The 15,441-nt window shown below is 68.9% G+C and carries 11 protein-coding genes; 7 read left to right on the top strand and 4 right to left on the bottom strand.

What is annotated here, in order from left to right:
* Positions 1 to 59: 59 nt before the first annotated feature.
* Genes zwf through QUE68_RS26185 form a run of 5 tightly spaced genes read left to right on the top strand, consistent with a single transcriptional unit; the run spans position 60 to position 5,353 of the window.
* On the top strand, positions 60 to 1,472 hold the full coding sequence (gene zwf / locus QUE68_RS26165; RefSeq protein ID WP_286274669.1) for a glucose-6-phosphate dehydrogenase: 1,413 nt from the start codon (positions 60 to 62) through the stop codon (positions 1,470 to 1,472).
* The gene (locus tag QUE68_RS26170) at positions 1,465 to 3,291 is read left to right on the top strand and encodes a glycoside hydrolase family 15 protein (RefSeq protein WP_284234804.1); all 1,827 of its coding nucleotides are present in this window, start codon (positions 1,465 to 1,467) and stop codon (positions 3,289 to 3,291) included. Before zwf ends, QUE68_RS26170 begins: the two co-directional genes overlap by 8 nt.
* A 2-nt stretch (positions 3,292 to 3,293) precedes the next feature.
* Entirely contained in the window at positions 3,294 to 3,923 is a 630-nt protein-coding gene (locus QUE68_RS26175; protein ID WP_286274670.1) for a TIGR03085 family metal-binding protein, read from the top strand.
* A gap of 22 nt (positions 3,924 to 3,945) precedes the next feature.
* Positions 3,946 to 4,878 carry an LLM class F420-dependent oxidoreductase gene (locus tag QUE68_RS26180; protein ID WP_284234802.1) on the top strand — a complete coding sequence of 311 codons (933 nt, stop codon included), beginning with the start codon at positions 3,946 to 3,948 and terminating at the stop codon, positions 4,876 to 4,878.
* 40 nt (positions 4,879 to 4,918) lie between these two features.
* A complete protein-coding gene (locus QUE68_RS26185) occupies positions 4,919 to 5,353 on the top strand; it encodes a hypothetical protein (protein ID WP_286274671.1) in 435 nt (144 codons plus the stop codon).
* Here the strand turns inward: QUE68_RS26185 and QUE68_RS26190 are convergent.
* From QUE68_RS26190 to QUE68_RS26205, 4 genes are all read right to left on the bottom strand, one after another.
* Positions 5,350 to 6,846 carry a dynamin-like GTPase family protein gene (locus tag QUE68_RS26190; protein ID WP_284234800.1) on the bottom strand — a complete coding sequence of 499 codons (1,497 nt, stop codon included), beginning with the start codon at positions 6,844 to 6,846 and terminating at the stop codon, positions 5,350 to 5,352. The two genes, QUE68_RS26185 and QUE68_RS26190, sit on opposite strands and share 4 nt — an antisense overlap.
* 14 nt (positions 6,847 to 6,860) lie before the next feature.
* Positions 6,861 to 8,729, bottom strand: a complete 1,869-nt coding sequence (locus tag QUE68_RS26195) for a dynamin-like GTPase family protein (protein WP_286274672.1) — start codon at positions 8,727 to 8,729, stop codon at positions 6,861 to 6,863.
* Between the two features lie 79 nt (positions 8,730 to 8,808).
* Entirely contained in the window at positions 8,809 to 9,852 is a 1,044-nt protein-coding gene (locus QUE68_RS26200) for an IniB N-terminal domain-containing protein (protein WP_284234798.1), read from the bottom strand.
* 272 nt (positions 9,853 to 10,124) lie between these two features.
* Complete coding sequence (locus QUE68_RS26205) at positions 10,125 to 10,706, bottom strand: Rv0340 family IniB-related protein (protein ID WP_284234797.1); 582 nt, start codon at positions 10,704 to 10,706, stop codon at positions 10,125 to 10,127.
* A 215-nt stretch (positions 10,707 to 10,921) separates the two neighbouring features.
* On the opposite strand from QUE68_RS26205, the gene QUE68_RS26210 reads away from it, so the two are divergent.
* Entirely contained in the window at positions 10,922 to 12,778 is a 1,857-nt protein-coding gene (locus QUE68_RS26210) for an Hsp70 family protein (protein WP_286274673.1), read from the top strand.
* Positions 12,775 to 15,261 (top strand): isoniazid response ATPase/transcriptional regulator IniR, encoded by a 2,487-nt coding sequence (gene iniR, locus QUE68_RS26215; RefSeq protein WP_286274674.1) that lies wholly within the window; start codon positions 12,775 to 12,777, stop codon positions 15,259 to 15,261. Before QUE68_RS26210 ends, iniR begins: the two co-directional genes overlap by 4 nt.
* The last annotated feature ends 180 nt before the right edge of the window (positions 15,262 to 15,441 follow it).

A 15,441-nucleotide genomic window follows, 5' to 3' on the forward strand; every position in this document is an offset into this window, starting at 1 on the left:
CCGGTGACGCATCACGACCAGACCCGCCAGAACGCCCCCCTCGACGTGTCGGTCGCCGCATGAGCGCCGAGGAGCGTCCTGGCCCGCACGTCTTCGTGCTTTTCGGTGCGACGGGAGACCTGGCCAAGCGCAAGCTCTTTCCCGGCCTGTACCGCCTCGCCGCGGCGTCCCGGCTGCCCGAGGAGTACGCGGTCATCGGATCGGGCCGCCACTCCCCCGGGTCCGACGAGGAGTTCCGCGCCAAGGTGCGCAGCGGGCTGGAGGACTCCGTCGACGACATCGACACCGATGTCCTCGAGGATCTGTTGGGCCGCTGCACCTTTCAGACCTCGGACGCCGACGACGGGGCGGACCTGGCCGCTGCCGTGAAAAATGCCCACTCACGCCTTGGCGAGGATTCGCGCACCCTGATCTACCTGTCCGTGCCACCGACCGCCATGCAGGCGATGATCGGCATGCTGGGCCGCGAGCACATGACCGACGACGCCCGGGTGGTGGTCGAGAAGCCGTTCGGCACCGACTTGGACTCCTCCCGCGAACTGGACGCTGCGCTGAAGGACGTGATCAGCGAGCAGCAGGTGTATCGCATCGACCACTTCCTCGGCAAGGAGGCGGTGCAGAACATCCTGGCGCTGCGCTTCGCCAACGGCCTGATCGAGCCTGCGTGGAATCGGGAGCACGTCGTGTCGGTCCAGATCGACGTCCCCGAAGAGCTGACCATCGAGGGCCGCGGCGCCTTCTACGAGTCCACGGGCTGCTTCCGCGACATGATCTCCACCCATCTGTGCCAGGTCCTCGGATTCGTGGCGATGGAGCCGCCGGTCCGAATCGACGAGGAGTCCCTGCGCAACGAGAAGGCCAAGGTGTTCGCCGCCATGCAGCCGCTTGACCCCGAGCGGGTGGTCTTTGGCCAGTACGACGGCTATCTCGACGAGGACGGCGTCGCCGACGACTCGAGCGTCGAGACGTTCGTGGCGCTGGAGGCCTTCGTCGACACCGAGCGGTGGCAGGGCGTTCCGTTCTACCTACGGACCGGCAAGGCGCTCGCCGCCACCCGGCGCACCGTCACGCTGACCTTCCGCACGCCACCGATGGGCCGCTTCGACGAGGGCGACTACGGACCCAACCAGCTGACGATCGAGTTGAGCGACACCCCGGTGTTCGGCGTCAGCCTCGTCGCGAAACGACCGGGACCGCGAATGGAATTGATGCCGTTGACCTTTCATCTGGACATCGGCGACGAAGATCCCGACGACGTTCCCCTGGAGGCCTACGAGCGGCTCCTGCTCGACGTGATGCGCGGCGATCAGACGCTGTTCACCCGCGCCGACGAGGTCGACCGCTTGTGGCAGATCTGCCAGCCGGTGCTCGACGCGCCGCCGACACCGCTGTCCTACGAGCGCGGATCGTGGGGTCCCCAGGAGGCAATCAGCTTGGCCGGGCCGGAGGGGTGGCGGCTGCCCGATGCCTGACGACTGGCCGGCGATCGCCGACCACGGCCTGATCGGCGACCTACGGACCTGCGCACTGGTTGGCACCGACGGAACCATCGACTGGTTCTGTGCGCCACGCTTCGACTCGCCGAGCGTGTTCGGGGCGATCCTCGACACCGAGCACGGCGGCTCCTGGCGGCTTGCGCCGAACGGTCCGATATCGCGCACGCAGCAGTTCTACTTCCCCGACACCGCCGTCCTGATCACGCGGTTCCTCACTCCCGACGGCGTCGCGGAAGTGCACGACTTCATGCCGGTGCTCGGCGCCGGCGATCCAGAGCACCGACAACGCTTGGTGCGCAGGGTAAGTGGCGTCCGCGGCAAGATCACAATGCACATGCGGGTCGACGCCAGACCAGACTACGGGCGTGAGCACTGCATCGCCGAGGAGAGCGGCGACGGGGTGCTGATCACCGGCGACGGAGTGCGCCTCGGGCTGGTGGCATCGACCGACTTGACCATCGACGAGGGCTCGGACAACACCTGCGTCTGCGCGGAAGTCGAACTGACGCAAGGCGACAGCGCACTGTTCGTACTCGAGATCCTCGACGGTGACGACGCGCCGTCGAGCAACGCCGTAGACATGACCGACGAACTCCTCGACGCCACGGCGTCCTACTGGCGGTCGTGGCTCAGCAAGTCCCGCTATGTCGGCCGGTGGCGCGAGACGGTGCACCGATCCGCGATCACCCTCAAGCTGTTGACCCACGAGCCGACCGGCGCCATCATCGCCGCACCCACCACCAGCATCCCGGAATTCATTGGCGGCAGCCGCAATTGGGACTACCGCTACGTCTGGGTCCGCGACGCCGGCTTCAGCCTGTATGCCCTGCTACGACTCGGCTTCACGGAAGAGGCCAGTGCGTTCACGGCGTGGCTGTCGGAGCGCCTCGGCGAGGAACGTGTGCAGAACGACGGCGTCGGACCGCTGCGCGTGCTCTACGACATCGACGGCAAGCGGCCCGTCGAAGAGGTGGAACTCGGGCACCTGCGTGGCTACCGCGACTCCAAGCCGGTGCGCATCGGCAACGCAGCGGTCGATCAACTTCAACTCGACATCTACGGCGAGCTCATCGACTCGGTGTACCTGTTCAACAAGTACGGCGCCGGCATCAGCAGCGACGCCTGGGATGACGTGATCGAAGTCATCGACTGGGTGATGAAGAACTGGGACCGCGACGACGCAGGCATGTGGGAGGTGCGTGGCGAGCACCGTGCGTACACCACGTCGCGGATGTTCTGCTGGGTCGCACTGGAGCGCACGATTCGCATCGCCCGCCAACGCGGGCTGCCCGGCGATCTCGTCCTGTGGTCGAAGACGCGCGACGACATCTACGAACGCATCATGTCCCACTCCTGGAACGACGAGCTGCAGGCCTTCACCCAAACCGAGGGTGGCACCGACCTCGACGCCGGCGTGCTCCTGATGCCCATGGTCAAGTTCCTCTCCCCGGCCGACCCCAAGTTCCTGTCCACGCTCAAGGCGGTCGAGGAGGACCTGGTCACCGACACGCTGGTCTTCCGCTACTCACCGGAATCCGACGGACTCGACGGCGAGGAGGGCACCTTCTCGCTGTGCTCCTTCTGGTACGTCGAGGCGCTGACCCGGGCGGGTCGCCTCGACGATGCCCAATTGGCGCTCGAGAAGATGTTCACCTACGCCAACCACGTCGGCCTGTATGCCGAACAAGTCAGCGCCACCGGTGACCAGGTTGGTAACTTTCCGCAGGCGTTCACTCACTTCGCACTCATCAGCGCCGCCATAAACTTGGATCGAGCACTAGACAAGGGAAGATAGCCATGAGCCAATCCGTAGCTCAGCGGGAACGCGCCGCACTCGTCACGACGATGCGCGGCGTCGGACCGGACCAGCCCACGCTCTGCGGGGACTGGAACACCCGCGACCTGGCCGCACACCTGGTCATCAGGGAACGGCGGCTCGACGCTGCGCCGGGCATCCTGATCCCGAAGTTGGCGGGTTACACCGAGCGCGTACAGACCCAGGTGGCCGCCGCGAACGACTGGAACGTGCTGCTGGACCAGATCGCGTCGGGCCCACCGCTGCTCTCGCCGTTCAAGCTGCTGGACCCCTTCGTCAACGTCGCCGAGATGTTCATCCACCACGAAGACGTCCGGCGGGCTCGAAGTGACTGGCAGCCAAGGGAACTCGATGCTGAGACGACGGCGTCGGTCGCGCGGCAGGTCGGTCTCATGTCGCGGATGACGATGTCGAAGACGCCGGCTGAGGTGTCGTTGCGGACCCCCGACGGGAAGACCCTGGCCACCGTCGGCAAGGGTTCCGCCGTCACGGTCACCGGAGAACCCGGCGAGTTGCTGATGTTCATCTCCGGGCGGGACCAGGCCAAGGTCGCCTTCGCCGGTGATGACGACGCCGTCGCCGCGGTGCGGGGCGGAAAGCGCGGGCTGTAGTTCCGGCCCCTAGGCTGGGCGCATGGACTTCCGCGTCTTCGTCGAACCGCAGCAGGGTGCCACCTACGCCGATCAGCTGGCAGTAGCCAGGACCGCGGAGGCAGCCGGATACTCGGCGTTCTTCCGCTCCGACCACTACCTCGCCATGGCCGGTGACGGCCTGCCGGGGCCCACCGACTCGTGGGTGACGCTGGGCGGCATCGCCCGCGAGACGTCGACGATCAGGTTGGGCACGATGGTCACCTCGGCCACCTTCCGGCATCCCGGCGTGCTGGCCATCTCCGTCGCCCAGGTCGACGAAATGAGTGGCGGCCGTGTCGAACTGGGTATCGGGGCAGGCTGGTTCGAGGCCGAACACGAGGCGTACGCCATCCCGTTCCCGCCGCTCGGCGAACGCTTCGACCGGCTGAGCGAGCAGTTGGACATCATCACCGGCCTCTGGGGCACCCCCGTCGGCGAGACCTTCGACTACACCGGCACGCATTACTCCATCACCAACTCGCCTGCGCTGCCGAAACCCACGCAGACGCCGACCCCGCCGATCATCATTGGCGGTGGCGGACCCAAGCGGACTCCCGCCCTGACTGCGAAGTTCGCCTCGGAGTTCAACATTCCGTTCGCCGACCTCGACACCCTCAAGACACAGTACGGACGCGTCGCCGCGGCGGTCGCGGACGCGGGCCGCACACCCGACTCGGTGACCTACTCCGCGGCGTTCGTGCTGTGCGCCGGACGTGACGACGCCGAGATCGCCAAGCGAGCGGCGGTCATCGGCCGCGAGGTAGACGAGCTGCGCAGCAACTCCCCGTTGGTGGGCTCGCCCGGCGAGATCGCGGACAAGATGGATGCCTTCGCCGAGGCCGGTGTGCAACGGGTGTACCTCCAGGTTCTCGATCAGTCCGACCTCGACCACGTCGACTACTTTGCGGCCGAGGTCATCCCGCAACTGGGCTGACCCGGTGGCCGCGGCACGCCCGCGGCTACTATCGGAGGCCGTGACCGGCAAAAGCGGCTCTGGGGACGACGAGCCCGCGTGGCACGAGCGCACCTCGACCGTCGTCGGCGCCAGCGCGGCCGCCCTCGCGGCGGTCGGCCTGCTGTGGCTGGTGATCTCCTGGATGGCCGGCGGTTCCGACGATCCGGGGCCCGCGCAGTACTACCTCGAGCCCAGCGTGTCGGGCAGCAGCACGGCGCCGTCGACGACCACGACGAGCACCGAGACGATCACCAGCACAAGTCCCCCGGTCACCACGGACATCAACCCCGGTGACACCACGACGACGTCGAGTACGGACACCACCTCCACCTCCACCTCCCCCGGCGAGACGACTCCGCCGCGGACGCGGCGCTCGACGACCGACGGTGACGGGTCCTCCACACGTCAGCGCCCCCGGCTGAACGAGACCCGGACGCTGTACCCGCGGCCCTAGCGGCCCTGGGCCGCGAAGTCGGCGACCATCGCCTCGGCACTGCGCACCGCCGCCCGGCAAGCGCGGGTGGTAAACGGGTCGTTGAGCGGATGGTCGGCGCGACGCCGCCATCGTTGCGAGGCGGCGAAGGCCGCCCGCGGGCCGTCGTAGGGGGCATCGGGCTGCAGGCCGAGCCGACTGGCCGCATCGGTTCCCGAGCCCCCGATGATGCGCCGCAGCGACGCCATCTCGTCGTCGTTGAAAGTGGTTGGCCGCGAGCGTAGTTGGCTCAGGAGTCGCAACTCCTCGAACGCGTGGGTATCGGCCAGCAGCGGATCGATGTCAGCGACGATGTACGGCGTCGCGAAGATGGGGTTCGCCTCGACGAACCGGCGCAGGGACAGCAGCGCGGTGTGCGCCTTGAGCAGATCGGACCGTTGCGCGAACTGCTGATCGATGACGTCCCGCAGCGCGACGAGCCCGCTGCGCTCCAGCAATTCGTCGGCCAGGGCGACCGAATCGCTGATGCCGGCCCGCAACACCGCGATGGAGATCCGGATGCCGAACATGCCGAAGCGCTCGAGCAACGCCGCCCGGGTGGCGGCATCCACGGGTAGGGCCGGGCCTCCCGCACCGTCCTCGCGGACGAACCGGTCCACCGACAGCATCGCCTTGGCCAGCTCGGCGGCGTCCACCGCGGCCAGCTTCTCGAGTGCGACGAACTCGCTCTGTCGCAGGGTGCGTGCGGTGAGGGCCAGCAGCCCGGAGACCGGGACGACGGCCTGGCAGATTCCGGTCTTGTCCATCTCGGCGGTGAACCGCGCGGCCACGTCCCTGGCCGACAGCATCGCGTCGATGCGGCCCGCGCCGATCTCGTCGGCCCGCGACGCGACGCCAATGACACCGAGCGCACCCGCCGATCCGCCGACCAGCGTGCCGATCTGGGTGAGGAGCGCGATGTCGGCCGCGTTGAGTGTGCGCAGCAGGAAGACGACGGCGTCGACGCGGGGGACGCCGTCGTCGGGGACCAGCAGGCGCAGAGTCCGCTCGGAGACGTCGCGAGACAGTGACGACGTGCCGGGGGTGTCGATGATGGTGGTGTCGATGAGTTCGGCGGCGGGCCACTCGACGTCGAGGTCGATGACGTCGTCGGGGTCGAGGCTGGCGAAGTCGAACGTCAGACCCGCGCCCCGGGAGATGGGCACGTTGGATCGTCTCCCGCCGCGGTGATTGGCCGTCACCTTGGGCGTGGCGCCGTTGCGGAACCACGTCACGATGCGCGTGGCCTCGGTGGCGTCGGTCGGCGCGATGTCCTCGCCGACGAGCGCGTTGACCAGTGTGGACTTGCCCGCCTTCAACGTGCCGGCCAGCGCGATGCGGATCGGCTGGTTGAGGCGGCGGCCGATCCAGTCCAGTTCGTTGTGGACGTCGGGACGCTCGCGGTAGGCGGGGTCGCTTCGATACGCCTGGACGGTGCCGCCGAGGATCGCGCGCACTCGGTCACTGGTACTCATGTCGGCTCACCAGCTTAGGCGGGGCTCGCCTCCGGTCGCGGCGACAGGTTGACGGCGTGCTCGGTGACCTGACGGAGAATGTTCGATCGCCGCTCGAGTTCCCGCACGCGGGTGTCACGTTCGTCCATCTCCATCTTCGCCGCGGCCAGTGACGCCTGGAGCGATTCGTTGAGTGAGCGAGTGGTCTGGTTCGCGATGTCGCGGTAGTGGTCGCGGAGCTGACGCTGGACACCCTTGAGCCGGTCGCGGGATTCCTTGCTGACGATGAAGGACACGTCGTCGACGAAGCGGCGCACGTTGGTCTTGGCCTCGTTGCGGACCCGCATCATGCGGTTCTCCATGTCCTCCTTGTACGCCTTGCGTCCGAGCACCAGGCCCGCACCGAGCGACAGCGGATTGAACATGCCCAGGCCGGCGAACGAGGTGAGCATGCCGAACATCAGCACGCCGCCATAGGAGCCCCGCATCCCGGTAACCACCTTGTGGCCCTTGCCAATCGGCTTGGCCTCCAGGCGGGCCAGGGACTTCATCTCACCGAGGCCGGCCCCCATGTCGCGGGCGTTGATCTGCGGCATCTTCACCGAATCCAACCCGGCCTCGGCGAAGGTGCGGCCCACCTCGTGGGCGAGGGCCTCGGCTCGCTGGTAGGCCCAGACGAAGTTGTCGCCGACGGCGACGGCGATGGCGTTCTCCAACTCGGCGCCGATCTCGGCCCAGTGCTGCGTCGGGTCGCAGTCGTCGATCGCGTGCTCGGTGTGTTGGGTGATGGCGCGGAACCGGGCCCGCAGGTCGTGGTCGACGTCTGCGGTCAGGTCGGTGATGCCGTCGTTGAGCACCTGCTGCCACAGCGCGGTGTGCTGCAGAGCCTCCTGCGCCTCCTGCTTGCGCTGCTCGAGGTCGGCATTGAGTGCATCCCTGGCCTCCGGGTCGTTGATCGAGGCCAGCTCGGTCTCCACGGCCATCGTCAGGTGTTCGGCCGCGGACCGCACCTCGGCGAGCACCTGGTCGCGAATGCGGTCGTTCTCACGGCCCAGCACCTTCTCGCTGAGGAACTTGACGATCGCCGGGAAGTTCGACTCCTCGTTGAGTTCCTTGTCGTTCATCTGGATGGCGTGGCTGCGCAGTATCGAGGACACCGGCACGACGGGCACATTCACGCCGGCCCGCCGAAGATGCCCGACGTTGGCCTCGACGATCTCCCGCCAATGCGGATACAGGTCGGACTTGGTGGCGAGAATCGTTGCGACGGGACAGATTTCGACGGCCTGGCGAATGAAGGTCATCTCCGGCTCGGTGAATTCCTGGCTGGTGTCGCTGACCATCAGCATGGCGTCGGCGTCGGGAAGCAGGCCCAGTGTCGCGGACAGGTGCGGCTGGCCGTGACCGCCGACACCCGGGGTGTCGACGAAGGCCAGTCCGTTCTTGAGCAGCGGGCTGGGGGCGGTGACCTCGACGCGCAGCACCTCGCGCCCGCCCGCCTGAGGTGCCCGGCGCAGGTCGTTGCGCAGGTCGGCGACCGGGATCTCGATGGCCTCCGGCTCGGCACCCTCATCGCGCGCGACGATCAGCCGGGCGGTGGCCTGCTCGCCGTAGGACACCACCGTCGTCAGCACGGTGGTCTCGTCGTCACCGACCCGGGCGACCGGCACGTTGAGCAGTGAGTTGAGCAGTTGGCTCTTGCCCTGCTTGAGCTGACCGGCGATAACGACGCGGATTTGCGGGTCGGTGATCCGCTCCTTGGCCCTGGCGAGCCGCTCCACCAGATCGCCCCGGTCGTAGGCCGCCGCGATCGTGGTGCTGTGATCGATCAATTCGACGATGACCTCGACCCGTCTGCCCGGCCCGCCGGGCGCGACCTTGCGGGGGTCGTTGGGTTGCGTCATGAACTCCCTCTTCTTCCGTCACCGTAGACGCGAGACTGGCGGGGACCCCTGAGGAGTCCCCGCCAGTCGTCGGGCTGGATCAGAAGGCATCCAGGTTGGTGTCGTTGTGCGACGCCAGATCGGTGTCGTTGTGCGACGCGATATCCGTCGAGTTGCCCGAGGCCACGTTGCTGGTGAAGCTGTGGTCGTCCACCGTGGTGTCGACGTGGTTGTCGGTGTGGGTCTCGGTCTCCGTCGACAGGTTCGTGTTGACCGAGTTGTCGGTGTGGTTGCCGCTGCCCAGATCACCGCCGACCGACGTCTGGTTGCCGCCGACGCTCGAGGTGGTGGAGTGCGACGAGGTGTCGTTGACGATGATCGACCCGCCGCCACCGCCGCCACCGGCGTTGGCCTCGTTGCCGCCGGTGCCGATGCCGAGCAGGCTGCCGCCGCCACTCGAACCGGCGCTGCCGCCGTTGCCGCCGGACATGTCGTTGTCCTTGATGACGGTTCCCTCGTTGCCGGTGATGATGTCGCCGCCGGAGTGCTGAGAGGTGTCGGTGACCTTGGTGTCGTTGCCCTCACCGATGAGGATCGGCGAGTGGCTGCCGCCTTCGATGTAGCCGGTGTTGGCGCTGTTGCCCTCGCCGACCACGTTGCCGTCACCGTTGACGCTGGTGGTGTCGATGTCGCCGGCGTTGCCGGTGTTGACGACACCGCCGTTGGTGGCGGAGTTGCTGGTCTTGTCGCCGAGGGTGATGTCGCCGAACCCCAGGTTGAAGGCACCCTGCTGGGCATTGGAGCCAGCGTGCTGATCGGGGCTGAGTAGTGAGGTGTCGTTGTTGCTGGCGAGCTCGGTGGCGTTGTGGCTGGCGAAGTCCGTCTGCGGCGCGAAGGCCGTCTGCGGGGAGAACGCCGCGGGGATGTTGTGGTAGCTGGCGACCGCGTGCTGCAGACCCTGAACCGGGTTTCCGCCGCCGAGCAGGACCCCGGCGGGTGCCGCCGAGGCGGCGACGGCCTGGAACTGTGCGGCGCTGACGTTCTGCAGACCAACGGAGCGCAGGGCGCCGTCGGGATCCTGGATGTAGCTGGCCGCCGACGCGGGGCTGCGGAACAGGTCGAGGATGAAGTCGAGGAGGTTCATGGGAGTGCCTTCCGGTGGTGGGTGTTCAGGTCATGTCGCCGGCCTTCCGGCGATCTGTCCACTACGTTATGGGCCCGTCGGTGCCCTGGAAACGGGGCCGCCACCCCTTGCCGATCGGGGCTGTTACGGGGTGCCCTAGGGGCATTCGTTAGGGGATTAGGGGACATAGGGGTGTCCAACAACGTGGATCGCTGACCTGCACTGATGGAGCCCCGAAACGACGACAGCGCGGCCATTGCTGGCCGCGCTGCCGTGATTGCTGGGTAGCTGGGTCACGTCAGGACATCGAAACCCGGGTCGTGAGACGGGTCCTGATGATCGTCGAGCGGGTGATGGAGGTCGGCGAACGAGTCGTCCGTCGACGCGGACCCGACGAGGTGCGGTTCGTCGATGACGGGCGCATCCAGGGCCATGTCGAACTCCGAGGGAGCCGCGACGGACGGCACGCTCGGCTCGCCGAAGCCGTGATCGACGATGGTGGGCGCGGACTCCTCCGGCAGGCTGACGACGTTGGCCACGGTGCGCACCTGATCGGCCAGTTCTCCCGTCGCCCAGTCACCGCCCTGGAGCGGCAGGTGGTCGTCGAACGCATCGAACGCCGCCGTCGCCGCACCGCTGGCCCAGATGTTGTGGGCCGAGTCCAGGAGAGGATCGCCGACACCGGCGCCTCCGCCGGTCGGTGCGACCGCCGACATCGACTCGGCGACGACGGGGATCAGGTGGTTAACGTCCGCGCTGGTCACGTCGGTCAGGTTCGCGTCGGCAATGGCCTGAGCGGGGTTGGCGGCGTACTGGGCGGCAGCGTCGGGATCGCGCACCAGCGCCATGACGAAGTCCAAGAGCGAGTTCGCCACGGGTACGTCCAATCGTCGGCTCGGGTATTTGGGTCAGCTCGAATGCTATCGGCGGCGCCCGGTCCTGGGATCGGTGCTGAGCCCACCCTCGGCCTCCGGGCATTAGGGGGAGGTGCGTTAGGGGTTCAGGACCGTTAGGGGGATGACGTTCGCAACGGCCCGGACAGCCGCTATGGTGAGGGCTGATTTTTCTTCGATCCGGCAGGGATGTGCTTATGAGCGAACCACGCGGAACGACCGAAGCGCTGGGTTTGTCCGTCGGGACCACGAATTTGGTGGCGGCCCGCGTCGGTGCGGCGCCGGTGACGCGACGATCGACCCTCACCGTCTTCTCTGACCGCCCGCCGGAAGTGGGCGAGCTTCCCGGCCAGAATCAGCCCGGGCTCGTGCTGACGGGGTTCGTGGAACGGGTCGGCGATCCAGTGCCCCTGGTGGCGTCGGACGGGTCCACCCACCGCGCCGAGGTCGTGCTCGTCGAGGCCCTGGACGTGATGGCTCGCACGGCCGGCGGCGGCGCTCCGGTCACCATTGCCGTACCCGCGCACTGGGGCCCCGGGGTCGTCGGCACCCTCCGCAACGCACTGCGGGCCAAGCCGGGCCTGTCCCCCGGCGGCGTCCCCGCCACGCTGATCCCCGACGCGGAGGCCGCCCTGGCCGGCCTGCGGACGGCGCCGGGACTGCCGTCCGACGGCGTGGTGGTGTTGTGCGACTTCGGCGGTGGCGGTACCTCCATCACTTTGGCCGACGCCCGCTCCGGCCTGACGCCCATCGGCAGCACCGTCAGATACCCCGACTTCTCCGGTGATCTGGTCGATCAGGCGTTGCTCAACCACGTCGTCGCGGGCATCGCCGACGCCAACTCCGCAGACCCCGCCAGCACGGCGGCGGTCGGGTCGCTCAGCAGCCTCCGCGATGAATGCCGCGCGGCCAAGGAACGGCTGTCCGCCGACACCGCCACCGTGATCCAGGCCGAGCTGCCCGGTTACTCCTCCGACGTCCGCATCACCCGATCCGAGCTCGAGCGACTCATCGAGGCGCCGCTGGCCGGCCTGCTCTCGACGGTCACGGACACGTTGCAGCGCCTGCGCATTCCGCTCACCAGCGTCTCCGCGGTGGCCACCGTCGGTGGTGGAGCTGCCATACCGCTTGTCACCCAACAGCTTTCCGAACAGCTCCGCGCACCGGTGGTGAGCAGCCCGGTACCGGTCCTGGCGAGCGCGGTCGGCGCGGCCATCGTCGCCGCCGCGGGTTTCGCCGGCGCCGGATTCGATGACGCCCAGACGGGCATGGCACCGACCGGCATGGCTCCCACGGCGGACGCACCGACGGGTCTGGCGCCGACGATGGGCTGGGCAGCGGGCGCCCCCCTGGCGGGCGCGCGGCCCGACGACGCCACCGGCGCGGACGCGCTGGCATGGTCGCAGGATGACGACGTGCCGACTGGCGAACCCGTGCCGTACGCCGGTGGTGAGTACCAGTCCGAGTACTCGTCGACGGGCGCCAGGCCAGAGCTGGCGTTCGCCCACGACGAGGAGGACGACCTCCCCGATTCGGCGCCACTGCCCTGGTACAAACGGCCGCCCGTGCTGTTCGGCGCGGCGGCGGCCGCCGCGCTGCTGGCGGTCGGCGGGCTCGCGGTGACGCTGACCGGCAACTCCACCGACAGCGGTACCGTCACCGAGGTCGTCACGATCTCGTCGACCGGCGCGAACGGCTTGGTGACCACTAGCCTCTCCACGCTGACCTCGGCCCAGTCGTCGGAGAACGGTGGCTCGTCGGCCACGACGACGATCTCGAACTCACCGACGCCGACGTCGACGTCACCTACCAGCACGACGACCACCACGTCCCCCACGACGACCACGACCACCACGACGACGACGACCACCACCACGACGACCACGACGCCCACCACCACGACCACGACGCAGCCGACGACGACGACCCCGCCGCCCACCACCACGCCACCGCCGGTCACGACCACCCAGCCGCCGATCACGCCGACCACGGTGGCCCCGCCGCCCGATACGCCGACCACTCCGGTGATCGCCCCGGTAGCACCGGGTCAGTGACCACGAGCGCCGCGGTTGCGTCGTGGGCGTCGACGCCCACGGAGCCCGCGAAGGTGCTCGTCTCAGGCGGCGTCGGCACGGGAAAGACGTTGCTTCTCAACGACATTCGATCCTCGTTGCGCGCATCCGGGCTCACGGTGATCGCCAGGGCGCCGCGGGACGCCGATCCCGCGGACGCCGCGGTGGTCATCGACGATGCCCACCTCCTCGACACCTCGGAGTTGGAGCGCCTACGCGAGCTCGTCGGTGATCGGGCGGCCACGATGGTGCTCGCGATCGAACCGCTGTCCCATCGACCCGCACTCACCGCCCTGCGCACGGCCATGATGCGGGAGGCGCCCGTCGTCGCGCTGGGCCCGCTGACGCCTGCGGAGGTGCACCGGCTGGCGGTCGACGTCCTCGGTGGTCCCGCACCGATCAATCTGGTTCCGGCGATCATGGCGGCGACCGAGGGGCTGCCGTTCCTGGTTCACCCCGCCCTGGCAGCCGTGACGTCCGGCGACCGGGGACCGGCAGGGGACGTCGTCGCCGCGGCGACCAGGGTCGCGCTGATCGAACGGTTGCGCCTCGTCGACGAACCCGTGCTAGACACCCTCCTGCTCTCGTCGCTCAGCCAGGAACTCGGGCCGGACGACGTCGCCGCCGCGCTGGGAACGGACCAGGACGAGGCGCAACGACTGGTCGACGTGGCCCGCGCCAGCGGGTTGATCGCCCCGTCGCACCGCCCCGCGTTCACCGACTCACTGCATCGGAGCGTGGCGCAGATCGTCGGCGCCGCGCGACACCGGCGCGTCGAAGAAGCGTTGCTGGAGAAGCAGATTCAGAATTCGACCCTATCGATGGACCTGGCCCTGCGACTCGCACAGCACGGCCTGCGCGACGCCCGGCTGGCCGAGGCGCTCACCGATCTCGCGGCCCACAATCGGGGGCGTCCGGCGACGGCCGCCCGCCTGTATCGCGCCGCGACCGACGTCGGAGCGCGCGAGATCGACGCCAAGCTCGCCGACGCGCTCGCACTGACCGGGGACTGCGCCACAGCGGGCCGGCTCGCCGACGAGTTGCTCGGCTCCGACGACCCCGAAGCGCGGGCCGCGGCGGTGCGGATCGGCGCGAGCGTCGCCGTGCACGACGGGAGCGCGGCCCAGGCCGCCGAGTTGTTCCGGTGGTTGGGGCCCTACCCCGACGCAGTCATCGGGGCCGCAGCGGTCGTGGCGGCCCTCGGCGTGGGTGACGTCGCGGCGGCGCAGGCCGGGATGAGCGGCGACGCGTCGGGCCCACCGACGTCGACCGCGCGCGCGGCCCGCAGCCTGGCCGAGGGGCTGCTGCTCACCCTCGACAGCACCTACCCCACGGCGATCGCCAGGTTGGCCCAGTCGATGACCGAGCAGTCGGCCGACGTCGTCACGCCCGACACCCCTGCGGCCCTGATCGCGTTGGTGGCCTTGCACGGTGGCGACTCGGTGCGCGCCCGCAGCGTGATCTCCAGGGCCGTGCGGCAGACCGGCGGCGACGACGGTTTCGTCGCCCACCGGCACACCCTGCTGTTGGCGTGGGCGCGGATGCTCGACGGCCAGCTGGCGGCCGCCTCGGCTGATGCCGCGTCGGTCGCACGGGCGCAGCTGCACCGGCGTGATGCGCTGTGGGCGGCCGCGTTGCAGACCGCCATCGCGCGCCGCGGTGGCGACAGCGGTGCCGTGCAGAAGCACTGGTATACCGCGATGGAGGTCCTCAGCGAGTACTCCATGGACGTCTTCGCGCTGCTTCCGCTCGGCGAACTGTGGGTGGCCGCCGCACGGCTGCGCCAGGTGGACCTCATCCAGCCCGCCGTCGACTCGGCGTTCGAACTGCTTGACCGACTTGGCAATCCGACGCTGTGGTCGGTCCCTCTGCACTGGTCGGGCGTCCACGCGGGCATCCTGGCCAACTCCCCGGGGTCGGTGGCGCCCCACGGTCAGGCGATGACGGCCGCCGCGCCCCACAGTCCGTTCGCGCGCGCGCTGGCGTCGGCGGGCCGCACCTGGTTGCGCGTGCTGGCCAACCACGTCGACACCGGCGAGGTCACGGCGGCCGCGCGCTCGCTGACGCAGTTCGGGCTCACCTGGGACGCGACCCGGCTCGCGAGCCAGGCGGCCCTCCAGACGCCCGACGGTCGCGTGTCGGGGGTCATGCTGCAGTTGGCCCGCGACCTCAAGGTCGCCGCGCCGGGCGGGGAGGACGCCACCGACGCCACCGAGGCGCCCGCCGCGGCCGCGCCTGCGCAGGCGAGCTCGTCGATGGCGCCGTCGTTCCGACTGTCCGAACGGGAGCGCGAAGTTGCCGAGTTGCTGTTGCAGGGCATGCCCTATCGCGACATCGGCAGTCAGCTGTTCATCTCGGCCAAGACGGTGGAGCACCACGTAGCGCGCATCCGGCGCAGGCTGGGCGCGGAGTCGCGGTCCGAGCTGCTATCGATGCTGCGCGCGATCCTCGGGTCGAGCGGCTGAGGCGTCCGACGTGACAACCGCCACAGCTTTCCCACACCGAACGTCCACGACTTGCGCAATCAGCCCTGCGGCCGTACGCAACCAACCGGTGAGTTAGGACAGCCTTCGTAGCGACGCCAGAGCTACGGATGCCACTATGAGCTGGCATCTAGCATAAGTTACCGGGCAGTAACCGGACCC

The organism is Mycolicibacterium sp. TUM20985 (assembly GCF_030295745.1).
In the GTDB taxonomy this organism is placed as follows: Bacteria; Actinomycetota; Actinomycetes; order Mycobacteriales; family Mycobacteriaceae; genus Mycobacterium.